The organism is Paenibacillus pinihumi DSM 23905 = JCM 16419, from assembly GCF_000422505.1.
Classification (GTDB): Bacteria; Bacillota; Bacilli; order Paenibacillales; family Paenibacillaceae; genus Paenibacillus_D; species Paenibacillus_D pinihumi.
This window is the reverse complement of sequence record NZ_AULX01000018.1, coordinates 91,602-108,938: the sequence shown is the minus strand read 5'-3', so window position 1 is coordinate 108,938 and position 17,337 is coordinate 91,602. Positions and strand designations below refer to the sequence as shown.

The window sequence follows — 17,337 nt, the reverse complement described above, 5'->3', positions numbered from 1 at the left end:
TTTTCAATATGTGACTTGTAGTCTCATATACGATAAACTAAGTATAACACTATTTGTTCAAATAAGCAAAGCACATTCCAAATCCTTTTTTATAAACCTTATCCAATCGCCAGTTTAATAGGCTTGCGCTCTCTAAATACAGTCAATTCGGTGTAGCCTCTCCCGATCACAGCGGCGGCGGCTTCATCCAGCAGAGTGCCAATATCATCGGGGAAATGGGAGTCCGACGATAGTGTAATAGGCACACGGTGCTCTGCAATCACGGTCAAGAACATCGGACTGGGGCAACTCTCCGCAATCGGGTACCTGTAGGCCAGCCCCGTATTGACCTCTGTCGCTACACCATGTGCAATCATCTCTTCCGCTACCGAATGATACAAGGGGAGCAAATCCTGCTCATTCTCCGGACGAAATCCGAATACTTTGAGGTTATCCGGGTGGGCAATGATTTCGAACAAGCCCGATGCACATGCCTGGCGCAGCAGATCGAAGTAGCCCGCATATGTCGTAATCGGGTCCAGATTTGCGAATTGCTCCTGTGTCTCCGGGTTGTCGAAGCCCCAGCCGTCCATAAAATGCACAGATCCGATCACATAATCCCAGTCATAGCCCGTAAGCAGTTCCCGCAGCTCCTCTTCGCCGCCCTCAAAGAAATCCGCTTCGATACCCATTGCCAGATCGGGACGGGTTTTCTTCGCTTCCGTAACAAAATTCACAAAATCCGTAATCGACGCTACGCATACCTGATCCAGCCACTTTCTCTGCAATTTGCCCACCGGGCTGTCATCCAGCAGCATATGCTTTTCATAATAGGATCGGCATTCCCGGAAACGGTACAGGTGGTCCACAACGCCGAAGGCCTGAATTCCCCGCTCGCGGCCCGTTGCCAGATAACGGTCCAGCCACTCCTCGCTGAAGCAGCCCTGCTGCATTCTGCTGCTTAGCTGATTAGAAATATGATTGATATATTCAAGGCTATGATGCCCAAATTGACCAGCCACACCGGATTCCGTGGAAGCCAGCGCCTGCACAGTACGAGACAGCCAGCGTAGCGAATAAGGACCTTCTTCAAGATGAAAATGCATGTCAACCTTCATTGGCTGCCCTCCATTCATATATATTTAATGCTGTAAATTTATTTGTTATGCCTTGCAGACGGGTCAATCATCGCTTCAGACGGCCCGATACCGAGATAGCTGCACATAAGAGGAGCCATAATAAGCTGGGACAATCCGCCCGATTCATTTTGCATCGCATCAAAAGGCAGCCCGCCCCATACATACAGCGGCACATTGCGCTCCTCCGGCTCCGTGCCTCCGTGCTGGCCCATGGCATTCATTCCGTGGTCGGAGGTAACAATTACCTGGTAGCCCTGTGCAGTCCACTGCGGGACAAGCGCTGCAAGAATTCCATCGGCCCCGCGCACAGCACCTTCATACTGCTTGCTCTCTCCGCCAAACTTGTGTCCGGCATCATCAATATTCATCGAGTGAATGTATAAGAAATCCGGGTCATATGCTGTGCGCAAATATTCTGCATCCAGGAACAGATGATTGTCCGGATAATGATCTTCAAAGTAAAACACCCCATGCTGAATCGGCTTGTCCGCATGATGCTGATGGCGGTCGGTAACCGGATTAAAAGGCGCCGAGTTGTAAAGCTCGCTAACCCAGTGATATGCCGCAGCAGCTGTGGTCAGACCTGCCTGCGAAGCCAGATGAAATACACTCTCTTCATGGCTTAGACGCGTCACATGGTTCGCGGTAATACCATTGCGTGCAACCGGGGTGCCTGTAAGCAGCACTTCATAGAGCGGGCGCGAGAGGCTGGGAAGTTCGGATTGAACCGGGTAGCAGCCGACAATGCCCTGCTCCACCAGATGCTCTACATAGCCCAAATATTTTCGCGCTGCATCAAATCTTAACCCGTCCAAAACGACAACAATCAGTTTCTGCCTTGATTTTTCCATATTGCTTTCCTCCCTATTTCGCTTCAATCCAATGTACGTGCTGGCTTCTGAGCATGGCTGACCATTCCTTCGGAGCGGCAGTATTACTGACGATAATGTGCGCATTATGCAGCGGGGCAATCTCTGCAAACGCTTCCTTATCCAGCTTGGAATCATCCGCCAGAACAATGGTCTGGCACGCCGATTCCACCATCCGGCGGGAGATGACAGCCTCGCCGAGGTCATAATCGCTAATGCCCCGTTTAAGAGAAATGCCGCCAACCGATATAAATGCTTTATCCACACGGAACTGGGAGATGATCCCTTCAGCGAGCGGACCTGAGATCGATTGCTGCTCCGGGTTCAGCTCCCCTCCCATGACAATAATTTTACCAGAAAACCTCCCGCTGCTGACAGACTCCATTAAATGATAAGCAACCGCCACAGAATTCGTCAGAATCGTAAGCCGTTCGCGTCCGGCAATTGCTTTTGCCAGCTCCAGTGTCGTGGTTCCGACATCAATGGCGATCGTGTCTCCGGATTCAATCATCTCAGCCGCTGCCCGTCCGATCCGTGCCTTCTCCTCTGCTCTGACCTGCTGACGCTGCACATACGGCGGCTCATAGCCCGACGACTTTTGGAGCACTGCCCCGCCATATACGCGCTTGGCAATCCCCTCCCGCTCCAGCACGACCAGATCGCGGCGGACCGTTTCCTCCGAAATGGTCAGACGCAACGACAGCTCAGGCACCTTCACCTGTCCTTCTAGCTTTAATTGCTCAATGATGATTCGTTTGCGTTCTTCCGATGAAATCGACATTGCACTTACGCTCCTTCCCTCTCCAAATGCAAGAGCTGGGAAGCATCCAGCGCAATGCTGACCGGACTGTTCTCGCCGATTCGCAATGAACGGCTGTCATTAAGCGCATCAACCGTCAAGCTCACACCCGCAGCCTGAACCGAATAGCGGAGCACGTTGCCGAGGATCGAGATTGAACGGACAGTACCGTCCACGATTTGCTTGCCTGTACGAACAGCTTCACTTCGTGATTCCTCGTTCAGCAACGCAACAGACTCGGGACGAATGGCAAAACTCTCCGACCCGCTGTCCACTTGACCAAACAGATTAAGCACCTCAGGGCGTGTCAGCACATTGTAGCTGCCCATGAACCGGGCAACAAATTCAGTTCGGGGCGTTGTATAAATGTCCTCTGGTGTTCCCTCTTGTACGATATTCCCCTTATTCATCAGACATACCCGGTCTGATACAATAAGTGCCTCTTCCTGGTCGTGGGTAACGAATATGGTGGTCATATTAAACCGTTTTTGAATCTCCCTGATTTCTGTCCGCAGGCTCTTGCGAATCTTGGCATCAAGTGCGCTGAGCGGCTCGTCGAGCAGCAGTACCTTAGGTTGAACGGCAAGCGAACGGGCAAGCGCCACGCGCTGCTGCTGGCCGCCGGACAACTGCCGTGGATAAGATCCGCGCTTGTCCTCCAGATCAATAATGGCCAGCAGCTCATCCGATCGTTTGCGGCGTTCCTCTTTGGAGGCTCTCCGCATTTTCATCCCGTATTCAATGTTCTCGATGACCGTCATATTCGGAAATAGCCCATACGATTGGAAAACCATCCCGATCTCCCGGTTGCGCGGCGGAACATTCACGATATTCTTCTGCGCCAAAATAATTTGCCCGTCATCAATTTCCGTCAGACCGGCGATGCAGCGCAAAAGTGTGCTTTTTCCGCATCCGGAAGGACCGAGGAGCGTGACCATCTCTCCTTCGGCAATTTTTAAATTTACATGATTCAGCACATTGGCATCTCCAAACTGCTTGCGGATGCCCTGGAGTTCCAGATAGGCGTTCATCCTTCAATCCCCCTGTTCATTTTCTGGCCAAGCTTCATCAGGATCATGGACAACGCGAGGATAAATATGAAATACGAAATCGCAATGGCGCTTGCCAAATGCCCGCTCTCCCCGAGACGCTGGTACAAATAGATCTGAACCGTCTGAATATGCCCGCCTACCAGCATGTTGGTCAGTACAAACTCGCCGAACAGCACGGAGAAGGACAAGAGCGTAGACGTAATGACACCCGGCCATATATTTGGCAAAATAACATTTATAAAGGCCCTCGCCCGGGTTGCGCCCAGGAGCTCAGCCGATTGCAGCAAATCAACCGCAGAAACGGTCAACAGGCTGTTCCGTATTCCCTGATACATGTATGGCAGAATGACAATGAAATAAGCACCGATCAAAATATAAGCCGTGCCTGCGATGTTGACCGGCCCGGAAGAATACGCCCGAATGAGTCCTACCGCTGCTACCACGCCAGGTACGGCATACGGAAGGACGACGATCCCTTTCATAAAGCTCTCCCATTTCGGAAAATACACCGTTATGACAAACACCGCAGGCAGCATGACAGCCAGGCTGAGCGCTACGCTTATAGCGCATAAGTAGAAGGATCTCCACAAGGCATCCAGGAACCGTACATCCCTGAACAGCTCGCCAAACCATTCCAGTGTCCAGCGCTCCGGCAAAATTGTCGCTTGCCAATCCTTCGCAAACGCATAAATAAAAGTCGCCAGCAGCGGCAGCAGCAGGTACACCATAAGCACAGTCACAACGATGCGATGCGGCCAGCCGGCCTTCCTCACACTTTCCATTACAGCTCCTCCTTCACAACCGGCGCCCATGGCCGCAATAGCTTCCGGCGTTTGCGCACCGGTACGGATGCGGGTCCTGATTGGAATAATTGATTGCGCTGAGTCATCTTATGATTGAGATACACGGCAATCAAAGTCGTCAGGGCCAGAATAACGGCCAGCACATTGCCAAGCTGCGGCTCATTGATGACATTTCCCGCTACGAGGGAGCCGATCCGGATCGCCAGCAAATTGTAATTGCCGCCAACAAGTGCATACGCGGTGGCATAAGCCCCCATGGAGTTCGCGAACAAAATGCCGATAGTCCCAAACACAGCCGGCATCAGAACCGGTATGCCGACCGTTCTCCAGAACTGCCATTTGCTTGCCCCGAGCAGGGAAGCTGCCTCCTTCCACTGTTCACGGATGCCATAGAAGGAAGGATAGAGCAGCAGAAGTGCCAGTGGAATCTGAAAATAAATGTAGACCAGGATCAGTCCTGTCCAGCTGTACAGGTTAAAGCTGGCGAATACATCCCATCCCCACTGCTTGAACAACAGCGTGAATACGCCGTTGCTGCCAAGCAAAATAATATAAGCAAAGGCAAGTGGAACACCTGCAAAATTCGATGTCATATTGGATAGCATGAACAGACGGTTGCGTATTCCTGGTGCGAATCGCGTAATCGAATAGGCACACACCAGACCGATCACAATCCCGGCAAGGCTTGAAGTCACTGAAATGAGCAAGCTGTTCTTGATCGCTTTCAAATAATAATCACTGGTTAAAACTCTCGTGTAATATTCCAGTGTAACGCCTGAGCCGTTCTCCGCTGTTACACTGCCCGTTAACATCGATATAATTGGAGCCAATTGAAACGCAACGATCATGACTGCAAAGGGAATCAGCCCTGCAAAAATCCACCGGTTTCTCCGTTTCATGTCTCTCCCCTTCCTCGAGCGCAAGACCTTCATTTTAAAAACAAAGGAGTGTCTCCGGCCCGAAGATGAAGACACTCCTTTGCAGGGCATATTGCATTCTTACTGCTTGTTTAGTTCATATGAACAAGTACACGTTCCTGCCAGAGCTGAGGAATCTTCTTCGCAGTCTCTTCCCAGACTTTGTAGTCTCCTACCGGCTTCACGTTCGCATATTCTTCTTTAGGCAGCAATTTGGCTGCTACATCTTCCGGCAGCTTGACGCTCTCACGGATCGGTCTTGCATAGCCTTTGGCCAGGTTGATTTGTCCGGCATCGCTCAAAATATACTCACGCGCCAGCTTCGCTGCGTTCGGATGCGGTGCATACTTGTTGATGATTGTCGCATAACCGCTCACGACGCTGCCTTCTTTCGGAATGGAGACATTGAACTGCTGCTTGCCAAGCTGGTCACTGTAGTTCAGCGCGTTGAAATCCCACAGCAGAGTCACTTCAACTTCGCCCTTCTCGATGTTTGCCAGACTTGCTTCGGCATTGGACAAGCGGCCCTTCTTGGCAAGGTCTTCGAAATACGCGATTCCCGGCTCAATGTTGGATTCATCTCCGCCAAATGCGATCGCAGCAGCGAGTACCGCCATTTGAGCTTGTGCAGCTTTGGTTACATCGCCCACGATAATTTTATAGTTTCCGTTCTTCAGATCTTCCCAGCTCTTAGGCGCACTAGGCACAAGCTTTGTATTCGTCAGGAAGGCGATGGAGCCTTGGTATCCGACCAGCCAATGTCCGTCCTTGTCCTTGGCCCATGCCGGAATCTCATCCCAGTAAGAAGTTTTATAAGGCTGTGTTACGCCTTTCTCTACTGCAACCGGACCGAATGCGATACCGACATCCCCGATATCTGCGGTAGGCTTGTCCTTTTCCGCTTCAAACTTGGCGATTTCCTCCGCACTCGACATGTCTGTATCGGTATGCTTTAACGAATACTTGCTCTCCAGGTCTGCCCAAGTGTCCTTCCAGTTCGCCCAGGAATCCGGCATCCCGACACTTGCAATGGCGCCTTCTTCCTTCGCCTTTTTCTCCAGATCAGCGACAGAAACTTCTTCCGTTTGAGCCGGTGCTTCTCCGGCAGGCTGGCCGTTAGCTCCGCTCTTGGTATTTGTACCCCCGCATGCTGCCAGCATTAACACGAACACAGACATGATAAGACCGAAAAACAGTTGTTTTTTCACCCAAGGTTTCATGATCTTTCTTTCACTCCCATGTGGATTATTGTGGGTTGTCCATGCATTGTTGTTGTTTTTGACCCAACTTGAGTATAGATCGTGTTTATTTGCTGAAGATTATCCGAATGATTACGGTTTGTTAAAACAGGCATGAAATCTCATAGCATTTAGCTTCTACAGAGATTTCATGCCTTCATCACTTGTGTAAGACTCCGTATATCTTTTGAATCTCTTAAACCGTGCCAAGCTTTACAAACCTGCGGTTGACCGGATCTCACTCACTTTTCTATGTTCCTGTTTATTCATTGTTCCGCCCCCTTGGCCCTTGCCTGCCAGCTATTCGACTCGAACCCGGTTGCCGTCCTCCAGCGGTTCGCTTGAATCCGCAATTATACTGTCCTGATCAGAAATTCCGCCCAGAATGATGATTTCATCGCCGTTCTCTTCCCCTGTCATCAAATATGCTTTTTGCGCTCTATAGGTGTTGCCGAGTGCACTCTTGGCCTCCCGAACGACAAAGACATAACTTCCTGTGCTGTCTTTCTTGACCAGCTCTTTGCGAATGACCAGCCCCTGCTCTGCAGCCGGTTTTTGCAACTCTACAGTGGCTTGCTCGCCGCCTTGAAGCCCCTGCCCCGATAGTGAAATGATGACCGTCTTTTTCGGCTTCGCCCCTTGAGCTCCTCCCTCTCCGTCATTCCCACCCGGATTAGGGCCTGCGCCGTCGCTATTATCAGGCTCTTTGATTTCAGTTATCGTTCCTTCTACCCCCTTCTTTTTCATCGCTTTTAAATTCAATTTCACTTGTTCACCTATCTCCAGCAAGTCCGCCTTCTCCTCCTCTACCGTCAAAGTGAACTGAAATCCTTCCTCCGTCTTTACTAATTTAAGGACGCTTTGTCCAGGTGCCATGCTGACCCCCTCCTTGGCCTCAAGCGTCTTCACTTTTCCGGAAAAGGGAGCTTTTAAGGTCCGTTTTGCTTCAAGATCCTTCCGCATAGCTTCAATTTTGCGCCTGGCAATATCCTGCTCCAGCTCATCTGCTCTCAGGGCACGTTCCGCTGCCCGAATGTCCGCCTCCTCACCTTTTTGTTGTGCGGTGATAAATTGCTCCTGCAGCAGTTCCCGGTTCAATTTCGTTTTCTTCAACTGGTCTTCAGCATCCATGATGTCCTGCTCTGCTTTTGTGGTGTCATAGGTCAGGAGCAATTGTCCTTTCTTAATTTGATCATTTTTGCTGATGTGGACCTTGATTACCTTCCCGCCGCCTTCACTCAGAACATCCGCTTCTTCCTTTGGCGTAATAACGCCACTGCCTTTTATCTTGTGCGACAGCGGCTTTTTGACGGGCTTCTCTGTGGTAACCTTCGGCAGCATGGCATTCTGGAACGTATTGCTGAAAAACGTCAAACCTCCCAACAGCACGAAAAATAAAATAAACAGGATGCCTGCAAGTCTTTGTCTCCGATTCAATTGTCTAACCCCTTTCTGCCTGCTTCCATTAGCCTTTTACTCCGGAAAGCTGGATTCCCTCGATAAAATAACGTTCGGCGAATAAGAACAAGAGAACCATTGGCATCATATACACAACGGATGCGGCAAATGATACGCCCAATAATTCCTCCTGAATCCGGGATAAGAAGATGGATAAAGGCTGTAAATTTGCATCCTGCAGAAAAATAAGCGGCTGCTCCACCATATTCCAATAATCTGCGAATAACAGCACTACGAGTGCTGCTACGCCCGGCTTGACCATCGGCAGCGCAATCGTAAAAAAAATGCGAAGATAGCCGGCACCGTCCATTTTTGCAGCCTCCAAATATGCCGAGTGAATATGCATCATGAACTGCCGCAGCAGGAAAACTCCAAAGGCACCGAACACACCCGGCAAAATAATTGAGCTATGGGTGTTAAGCAAGCCTAGCTGATCCGCCATAATATAGTTGGATACGAGCGTAACCTGAAACGGCATCAGCATCGTGATCAAGTATAAGAAGAATAATGATTCTCTGCCCGGAAACTGGAGCTTCCCAAATGCGAAGGCAGCGAGTGTTGCAACAAGGACTTGTCCGGCAATAATAGGCAGTACAAGCAGCACCGAGTTCCAGAACATGAACAGAAACGCAGATGTAGAAATAAGAACCTTATAATACTGGTCAAATGAAACCCAATCGGGGATGAGCTTCATATTCACAATTTCATTGGTACTGGTCTTGCCCAGCATGCTGTAGTTGGCTTGAATTTCTTTTTCCGTCATGAACGAATTGTCTACCATTAAGATAACCGGCATTAGCATAACTACCGCCAGCATTAAAAGTAAAACGCTCCGGAGCATAGTAATGCTGATAAGCTTTTTCATCATGATTGCATCCCTCCTTTTCCATAACATTCAAACCGGCTATTCCATAAAGGAACGGAATACCCGCTCGGTGCGGAACAATACGGCCACAAGCACGAGGATACTAAGAGCCATCAGTACGGCTGCGGCCGAAAGCTTCTGAATATCCAGCGAGAGGAACATATTGTTCATATAGTGCTGCATCAAATAAATCTGGTCATGCGGATATGCGCCAGCCACAAGATACGTCTCCCGAAAGACTTTGAAGGAGTTGAGAACGGACATTAAGATGACCAGGAATGTGGTTGGTGTCAAATAGGTCAAGGTGATGCCAAACAGCGTGCGCATCCGCCCTGCCCCTTCCAAACTGGCAATTTCATAATACTGATCCGGAATGTTCTGCAGTCCCGCCAAAAACAGTACGACATTATAACCGACGTTTTTCCATATATAAATAAGAATGATGACAAGACCTGCCCAATCAGATTTCATCCAGTCAACACGGTCTTGCCCAAAATGCATTAGCACGCCATTGAAGGCTCCGTTCCAATCAAATAATATCTGCCACACCAGTACAATCGAGGCAACTGGTACTACAAGCGGCATTACATAAGCGGTTCGGAGCCAGTCCCGGAAGAACACACGCTGGTTGAGAAGCAGTGCCAAAACAAGAGACAAGACCACAAGCAGCGGCACACTGACAACCGTAAACCAGAATGTATTGGCTGCGGCCTTTTGAAAGGACAAGCTCGTCAGCACATCCTTATAATTATCGAGTGTCAAGCTCCCTCCTCCACCTTTGTCCTGAAAGGAAAGAAGTACGCTCTGTACAAAAGGGATCAGATAGAAAACCGCAAATCCAACTAAACTCGGGATGAGAAAAGCAAATGCGATCATAAGCTCCTTGCGGGCCAGACGGTGAATTTTCATTATGTGAATCCTCCAATAGGCAGCAATTATTCTGCTTGCGCAGCCTGATTTGCCTTGCTGCTCTTAATATACAGACCATCTCTGGTAAAACTGCGGGAGAAGTGTGTAAAAAGTATGGGATTCAACTTATCCGGATTTATTTCTGCTACAATTGTGAGAATTAATGACTTGGGGGAGACTGAAATGAGGTCCTATCAGATTGCTATTGTAGATGATGATATTCAAATCAGAGAGATCGTGGAGGCTTACTTGCAAAAGGAAGGCTATCGTACGGTCTCACTCTCTTCCGCGGAAGAGGCATGGGAATTGTGGAAAAGCGATCCGCCCGATATGTGGATTTTAGATATTATGCTGCCGGGAATGAGCGGCTTCGATTTTTGCCGTCATATCCGCAAGGAAGCTGAGGTGCCCATCATTATGATCTCGGCACGGGATGAAGAAGTCGATAAAATACTGGGGCTGGAGCTTGGGAGTGACGATTATCTGACTAAGCCATTCAGTCCAAGGGAATTGGTAGCACGGGTGAAAAGGCTGTTTTACCGGTTTAGCTCCTATATGCAGTTAAGCGAGCCACACGGAGCATCGCCGTCCAGGAACAATGAGATTCGAATTAGCGAGCTGCGCCTTTCGTTGAAGGAGCGGCGGGTGTTCTGGAAAGAAGAAGAGGTGGAAATGACCCTGAAGGAATTTAATTTGCTGCAGACGCTGGTAGAGGAGCCCAACCGCGCTTTTGCCCGGGATGAGCTGCTCACTTTGGTCTGGGGGGACAATTACTTCGGCAGTGACCGCGCGGTAGACGATCTTGTCAAACGATTGCGAAGGAAATTAAACGAACTGCCGATCGAAACGGTGTGGGGGCACGGTTACCGGCTGCGTATGGAAGACAGGGTGGAATAAGATGAAGCTAATTTACCGGATGAGCTTGTCGTTTGGCCTGCTGCTCATTTGTATTCTGGGTATTACAGCAGCCCTTATTTATCCCTTGATGTTCAATACGCTTGTCACCAGCCAAAGACAGGAAATGCGCAGCCAGGGTCAACTTCTGACGCAATACTTCACACCAAGATTGAGCGCAGCATTGCCCGGAGTGAGGCAGATTCCCGCGCATGAAGCTTCACAAACCCAAAATGTTGTCATCACAACACCAGCACAGCAAGTCGTTTTCAGTACGCAGCCCAGGTCACAAACGCCAATTTGGATGGATTGGTTCCAACTGCAGCAAGTAACGGACAGATACTGGCAAACTGCAGGTGAACGTTATATTGTCGAAGCTGTAAGAGCGGATGATTTTAGTGTGCCGGGCACGAACGCCGTCACTGCTATTTTGAGCACCCCCGTAAGTAAAATTCAGAGCCTGCAAATGGAATTGTTTAAACGAATGATGATGATTTTATCCATAGGGGGGCTTATGACCTTCCTGTTATGCATGCTGATTACAAGACGGCTCGTGAACCCTCTTGCCAAGCTGAGAACCGAGTTGAAGAAAGTGGAATCCCAGCGCTTCTCTGACGTTCAGATGGTCAAATCAGGGGGAGAAGTCGGGGAGGTGGCGAAGAGCATTTATCAGCTCGCAAATGTGCTGGAAAAATACCAGCGAACCCAGAAGCAGTTCTTCCAAAATGCTTCCCATGAGCTGAAAACGCCGCTGATGTCCATTCAAGGTTATGCAGAGGGAATTAAAGATGGTGTCTTCAAGGGGGAGCGGGCTGAAAAAGGGTTAAGCGTCATCGTCAATGAATGTGAGCGCCTGAAAAAAGTCGTCACGGAAATGGTTTTGCTCGCCAAGCTTGAAAGCGAGGAAGGCATCTTTCATATGACGGATGTGCCTGTGGAGGATCTGATTTCCCAAACGGTCGAGCGCATGAATCCGCTGCTGATGAACAAAGAAATAAAAATGGAGGTCGTTAGCGGCAGCGGCGGACCGCCTTCATCCATCCATGTCGACCGGGAAAAGGTTTTGCAGGCGCTGATTAATATTACCGGCAATGCAACCCGCTATGCAAAAGAGCGGATCTGGATCAGAACTTCTGTTCATAACAAAAATATCGAAATCGAGGTTTCAGATGACGGGGAGGGGATCCCGGAGAACCTGCTGCCCCATTTGTTCCAGCGTTTTGCAAAAGGAAAAAACGGGGAGACAGGACTTGGGCTGGCGATATCCCATGCCATTGTAGAACGATGCGGCGGACGAATTACGGCTGCAAACCGGCCGGAAGGCGGAGCTGTATTTACACTGCGTTTTCCTGTACGTTAGAAGCTGCTTAGACAAAAAGAGTGCATAGTCTAATGCCCCTATGCACTCCTTCAATATTTTGATTAATTACAGGCCCAGCTTCTGGCCTCTTTCCAGGCGCAAAATCTGCTGCTCGCCGTTATCCGCCATTTCTCTGAACTGGATAATGGTATCACGCATTTTCGGCAGTGCTTCCTGCTTGTAGCTGCTGATCGAGTCCAGCGCCGCCATAACATCTGTAAATGCCTGCTTCAGCGTATCGACAGAAATACTCGTATTCAGAGCCTGCTTATGAATCGCCGCGCCCTGGTCCTTGAGCATTTTGGAAGTGCTGCTGATCAGGTTGTTCGTTGTTTCATTCAGCATCTCGATTTTCTTCAAGACAATCTTCTGATTGTACAGCGCACTTGCGACGGTTATGGACACTCTCAGAGCCGCGATGGTTACATTTCTCGCCCGGTCTACCCCGCGGATCAGTTCTTTATTATTCCGCATCACGACTTCAATCGCCATGATGCCCTGCTGATTGACCACCAGCATTTGCTGCATATCCATGACACGCTGACGCAATGGGAACAGCACCTCTTCGGTAATAAAGCGGACTTTCTCTTCCTCTTCAACACGCAATCTGGCCGCTTCAATCTGGGACTCGATTTCTGCATCCATCAGCATGCCGAGCTGAATTTCCTTTTGCAGCCGTTTGGATAATTCACGGAGGGTGTGCTGCTCAAGCTCAAGGGTCGTATTATCATTTTTCAGTACGGTCTTGCCCTTATCCAAAGAAACAATAATGTCCGAAATCACGATATCCGCCTTCTGATACTTCGCGAAGTAGCGGCGCAGCGGATTGAATAAATTCCCCAGAATCCCGCTCTTGGCAAAATCGACAATGCTCGGGTCCAAATCCTTGAGCTGCAGTTGCAGCTCCGTAAGGCCTTTGGCCACCTGGCCGCCTTCATCCCCGGTCTGGGACAACTTCCCGACCTGAACTTGCAGCAGGGAATTTTTTTGCGAAGAGACTCTCATAGTGCCTAAACCGAAGTTCTCGATGGATTGCAACATTTCTCTCCGCTTGTCGAGCGAGTCCAAATCCAGATTCAATATAGCGGACACATTATTTTGAGCCTGCTCCTTGAGCTGGGTGACCTCCGCCGGTTCCGGCTTCACCTCTTCCTCGATTGCCGCCTTGATCTGCTCCTGGTTTACAACCTCCATAGTGAATGACATTGCAACCCCTCCTTATAATTTATCTATCTACATTTGAACGTTAAGCAGATTGCCGATTTTATAGACGACATCGTCTGTATCCGCGTTGATGCTGGCAGCCTCATTAATGCTTGAGATGTCTTGAAGCGCCTGGATATTGGCGTTGTATCCGATGGTGTAGATCGGAACCTTATAGCTCTCGATGAGTTCCTTGATTTCCTTGAGCGAATTGCCTTCATTGGTCTCACCGTCACTAAGGACGAAAATGACCGGCTTGGTGTTCGGATTAGCCGCCAGCTCATCCTGGAGCATCTTCAGTGCGACAATAATCGCATCAAAGGTCGCTGTCTGGCCACCGGCCTGCAAACCGTTAATCGCTCCGACGAACATAGATTGCTGGTTTGCATCATATTTGCCGATTGGCAGATTGATCGAGACGCTGCTGGAATAGGACACGAAACCGATGCTGTTATCCCGTCCGAGGAATTTTTGGCCCTTCAATAGCGATTCCTTGAGCCGGTTCAGCCGCTCTCCGTCCATGCTTCCGGACACATCCGCCACGAACACTGCGGCAGTCGGTTTATTTCCGTCTTTCTTTTCCTTCCACAGCTTCTGGGCAGCAGGCAAAATGCTGCTATCCTTCAGCTTCAGTTGCGGTTTATAATCATTCAGGCCATTGAAGCCTTTTTGAGTGCCCAGACTCTGGTACTTCTCCCCTTGTACAAACTCTGCAAACTTCTTGATAATATCGATCTTCTCTTTCGGCAAATTGCCCAGCGCATAGAGCGGGCTGTCATGCCGGACGCCGAACGGTACAAAGACGTAACCGCCCTTCAAGTCCGCGGCGTTCACGAAGGTCTGGTATTCGAGAATAAAAGCATCGAGCATACCGGACTTGGCTGCGTCCCGCATTTGAATCGTAGTCGAAGCAATGAATGGCACGTTCGCCTGGAATCTCTCGAAGCCTTCCACCGCTTTCTTGCTCAACAAATCCGAACTGTCGAAGGTGTTTAGTGCTGTCACCAGGAAATTCAAACCAGCCGAGCTTGCAAACGGATCGGTGTAGCCCATAGCCAGCTCATTATTTACAATGGCATCTGTCAGTGTTTTTACATTAATTTCTTTATATTTCTCCAACAGCTCATCATGCTTTTTCTTGCTCATGACGACACCAGGCACGTTGCCGACAAGTCGGCTTGAGATGAGTTGTGTTTTGACTCCGTAATCTTTGACCATTTCTCCCCACAGCTCGTTGGACGGTGTGAAGGCGTCCGGCACATACTTGCCTGAACGAATGTAATCTGCCGCTGTGCCGGAGGCGATATTACGAAGCTTGACAGAGGCCTGCTTGCCGTTGACCATGATTTTGGCTTTATTAAAATCTGCCGCGGCTTCTGTCAGCCAGCCGTCAATTCCGGTTCCACCCTTTTCTATTGAAGAAAAAATTTCGGCGAAGCTGTCCGTCGTATTGTCTTCCGTGATTGGATACTTAGAAATATCCGGCAGCGAAGCGCCTATATCTACCGGGTCGAGGTCGATTTGGCCCTTTACCGGCTCTTCAAATTTGACAGAAATATTTTTATACAGTTTATCCAGCTTCTTGGCCGCATCCTCGGTGTTTACCTGCAGCTGTGTTTTCCCCACATTAGTAGTTAAGTTGACCCCTATATAGACCAGTACAAACACGACAACGGCAATTGTACCGAGTACTACAAAGGGACTGCGTTTCTTTTGCACTCTCATCTCCCCCAATTACTTATAAAATTTAGTCTGTTTAATGAGCAAATCGATTTCTTTCATGCAAGGCATTTCTTCCACATCATTGTAATCCGCACTTCCCAGCAGCGAGATCTCCAGCAGCAACTTGTCTAGCTTAAGCAAAATCTCTTCGTTCGCATTCAGGTAGCCGGACACATAAGACAGATATTCATTGTAAAGCGCTGTTTTCTCCTGTACCAGCCTGCTGGAAAAGCGCATCGTCTTTTGCTGTTGGGCAAACTTGATAAACTCCGAGACATCAAAGACGCCAAGTTTGTTCAAAATGCCCCTGATATTCAGGTAAAACAGCTTTTCAACCTCGTAAATGACCGATTTAAACTTCCTGTAGCTCAGCTCTGTCTCTTCAAATCGTTGGCCAAGAACGTCCTCAAGCGTGAGCTTCTTCTTCTCAATCCTCTCCAATTGATCAAGGGCAAGCGCAATATCTTTATCAAGCACCGTAACTTGACTGTATTTTTGAAGAGCTGCTATGTAATCCTCACGTGTCTGGATATTCTTGACCGGGACAGGCTCGACTACAGGCTGCGCGTAGATCACGACATAGCTCTGATATAAGATGACGATCAGGCTGATTACCAGTAGTGTCACACCTGCCGCAGTCTGGAAGACGCTGTCCCCGCCAATCTCTACCCCTATAAATCCGGGGGACAAAACCACTATATTCAGCAGCACAATCCCGGTAATGAGCAGCAGCAGCTTGAATAATTTCCAGATATTTATCCGACTCACCCCATCCACAATGACAATGACTTTCACTGCTATCGACTACCATACTAAAGGATTGTAATTAAATAATGAGCAGCGCAGGAAGCTTGCTGTCCCTCAGCTCTCCAAACGACTGCTTTTGTAACACGGGCTGATACCGCAGAAGCATTTCATTCTGTTATCTAATCATTGTTACGTACGATGTATCCAAGAAGTAGCATTTTTTTCGGCAACTGTATGAACGCATGGTTTACAACATTATTTTCACATCAATATCGAGCATCGCTCATGGCCCCAAAATGCCCGTAATATCAGCATATTTCTTGTATTCCCTTTTTATAACAGCAACACTAGCGTAACTCAATTGGTAGGAAAGATCAATGAATTTCACGCGAAACGCAGGGCGTTAAACCTATTTTTTGTAGAAATTTAGCGAATGTAATGAAGTCATTAATCATACTGCTATTTTAATTGCAGCTATTCTGATTGCAGAACTGAAGATACAGAAAAAGTATGGATGAGCGGATATGTCCGACAAAAAATAACATATACATATAATAGTAGTTTTAGTATAATTAGAGACAGAAGGTTTCATAATAACTCAATAGAACGCTGGCCAGCATTCACACTTCCAGATTCTCCTTCTACTACTCCCTTTGAAAGGATGAGTATCATGAAAATGAAGAAGTTAGTGACTCTGATGCTGTCAGCTCTTATGCTTATTATGTTCTCTAGTGTTGTAAGCGCTTCAACCCCGTTGAACACCACGACTACCATTACAGGGCAAGGAACTCTCAAAGTTACCGGGAATGCGTATTTCGGTTCTGCTTCAGCAGGCGGAGTTATTTTTGCGAACGTCTATAAGGTAGAAAATGGAACCGAAACCCTTATTGAAAGCAGTCGTTCGAATATTTTTAGTACGCCTGCTTTCGTTAGCTACACAATCAATTTTAGAACGGATTTTCCGCAAGGAACCTATATCATCAGATATTCCTATGGCGGTCAACTTATTGACTTTACGATCAATGCATCTTTTTCCTAATCAAAGTCAATAGCTCAAGCTTCATGGAATGCCTCTGCTAAATCTCCTATTCGAACAACGTTGTTAATATCTCTAACTATAATGGCCTCTGACTCGGGGGCCATTTTTTATTCGGAAATTGATTATTAACATAATAACAGTTTGCTTTTCGAGGAGATAAACGAAAAAAACAACGCACTCCTGGTAAAGTTGCGTAAAAACCAAGAATTAGAATATTTTTTTCTGTGCAAAACGATCTATTTACATAATATACAAATTAAGTATAATAGAAACAGAAGGATTGATACCGATAAATCGAACGCTGGCCAGCATTCAAGCCCCCTGATTTTCCTTCTACTACTCTG

The 17,337-nt window shown here is 48.4% G+C and carries 16 protein-coding genes; 3 read left to right on the top strand and 13 right to left on the bottom strand.

Annotated elements, in window-relative coordinates:
* Positions 1–98: 98 nt before the first annotated feature.
* The 10 genes from H583_RS0104175 to H583_RS0104130 form a co-directional block, all read right to left on the bottom strand.
* The gene (locus H583_RS0104175; protein ID WP_028559370.1) at positions 99–1,097 is read right to left on the bottom strand and encodes a PHP domain-containing protein; all 999 of its coding nucleotides are present in this window, start codon (positions 1,095–1,097) and stop codon (positions 99–101) included.
* Positions 1,098–1,135: 38 nt separating this feature from the next.
* Positions 1,136–1,969: an alkaline phosphatase family protein gene (locus H583_RS0104170; RefSeq protein ID WP_028559369.1), complete on the bottom strand. Its 834-nt coding sequence runs from the start codon at positions 1,967–1,969 to the stop codon at positions 1,136–1,138.
* Between the two features lie 13 nt (positions 1,970–1,982).
* Complete coding sequence (locus tag H583_RS0104165; RefSeq protein ID WP_028559368.1) at positions 1,983–2,768, bottom strand: DeoR/GlpR family DNA-binding transcription regulator; 786 nt, start codon at positions 2,766–2,768, stop codon at positions 1,983–1,985.
* Positions 2,769–2,773: 5 nt separating this feature from the next.
* Positions 2,774–3,817 carry an ABC transporter ATP-binding protein gene (locus tag H583_RS0104160; protein ID WP_028559367.1) on the bottom strand — a complete coding sequence of 348 codons (1,044 nt, stop codon included), beginning with the start codon at positions 3,815–3,817 and terminating at the stop codon, positions 2,774–2,776.
* Positions 3,814–4,620, bottom strand: a complete 807-nt coding sequence (locus tag H583_RS0104155) for an ABC transporter permease (protein WP_028559366.1) — start codon at positions 4,618–4,620, stop codon at positions 3,814–3,816. Before H583_RS0104155 ends, H583_RS0104160 begins: the two co-directional genes overlap by 4 nt.
* A complete protein-coding gene (locus H583_RS31855) occupies positions 4,620–5,540 on the bottom strand; it encodes an ABC transporter permease (RefSeq protein ID WP_036708449.1) in 921 nt (306 codons plus the stop codon). Before H583_RS31855 ends, H583_RS0104155 begins: the two co-directional genes overlap by 1 nt.
* A gap of 110 nt (positions 5,541–5,650) precedes the next feature.
* The gene (locus tag H583_RS0104145) at positions 5,651–6,778 is read right to left on the bottom strand and encodes an ABC transporter substrate-binding protein (protein WP_028559365.1); all 1,128 of its coding nucleotides are present in this window, start codon (positions 6,776–6,778) and stop codon (positions 5,651–5,653) included.
* Between the two features lie 318 nt (positions 6,779–7,096).
* On the bottom strand, positions 7,097–8,233 hold the full coding sequence (locus H583_RS0104140) for an efflux RND transporter periplasmic adaptor subunit (RefSeq protein WP_028559364.1): 1,137 nt from the start codon (positions 8,231–8,233) through the stop codon (positions 7,097–7,099).
* A gap of 28 nt (positions 8,234–8,261) precedes the next feature.
* Positions 8,262–9,122 (bottom strand): carbohydrate ABC transporter permease, encoded by an 861-nt coding sequence (locus H583_RS0104135; protein ID WP_028559363.1) that lies wholly within the window; start codon positions 9,120–9,122, stop codon positions 8,262–8,264.
* 36 nt (positions 9,123–9,158) lie between these two features.
* The gene (locus H583_RS0104130) at positions 9,159–10,028 is read right to left on the bottom strand and encodes a carbohydrate ABC transporter permease (protein WP_028559362.1); all 870 of its coding nucleotides are present in this window, start codon (positions 10,026–10,028) and stop codon (positions 9,159–9,161) included.
* Between the two features lie 183 nt (positions 10,029–10,211).
* Between H583_RS0104130 and H583_RS0104125 the strand changes: the two genes are divergently transcribed.
* Together H583_RS0104125 and H583_RS0104120 are read left to right on the top strand one after the other, a co-directional pair.
* On the top strand, positions 10,212–10,925 hold the full coding sequence (locus H583_RS0104125) for a response regulator transcription factor (RefSeq protein WP_028559361.1): 714 nt from the start codon (positions 10,212–10,214) through the stop codon (positions 10,923–10,925).
* 1 nt (position 10,926) lies between these two features.
* Entirely contained in the window at positions 10,927–12,282 is a 1,356-nt protein-coding gene (locus H583_RS0104120) for a sensor histidine kinase (protein WP_028559360.1), read from the top strand.
* A 66-nt stretch (positions 12,283–12,348) separates the two neighbouring features.
* Here the strand turns inward: H583_RS0104120 and H583_RS0104115 are convergent, their stop codons facing one another.
* Genes H583_RS0104115 through H583_RS0104105 form a run of 3 tightly spaced genes read right to left on the bottom strand, consistent with a single transcriptional unit; the run spans position 12,349 to position 16,002 of the window.
* A complete protein-coding gene (locus tag H583_RS0104115) occupies positions 12,349–13,488 on the bottom strand; it encodes a toxic anion resistance protein (protein ID WP_028559359.1) in 1,140 nt (379 codons plus the stop codon).
* Positions 13,489–13,515: 27 nt separating this feature from the next.
* Positions 13,516–15,210: a vWA domain-containing protein gene (locus H583_RS0104110; protein WP_028559358.1), complete on the bottom strand. Its 1,695-nt coding sequence runs from the start codon at positions 15,208–15,210 to the stop codon at positions 13,516–13,518.
* Positions 15,211–15,219: 9 nt separating this feature from the next.
* A complete protein-coding gene (locus tag H583_RS0104105; RefSeq protein WP_245585838.1) occupies positions 15,220–16,002 on the bottom strand; it encodes a hypothetical protein in 783 nt (260 codons plus the stop codon).
* A gap of 622 nt (positions 16,003–16,624) precedes the next feature.
* Between H583_RS0104105 and H583_RS0104100 the strand changes: the two genes are divergently transcribed.
* Positions 16,625–16,993, top strand: a complete 369-nt coding sequence (locus tag H583_RS0104100) for a hypothetical protein (RefSeq protein WP_028559356.1) — start codon at positions 16,625–16,627, stop codon at positions 16,991–16,993.
* The last annotated feature ends 344 nt before the right edge of the window (positions 16,994–17,337 follow it).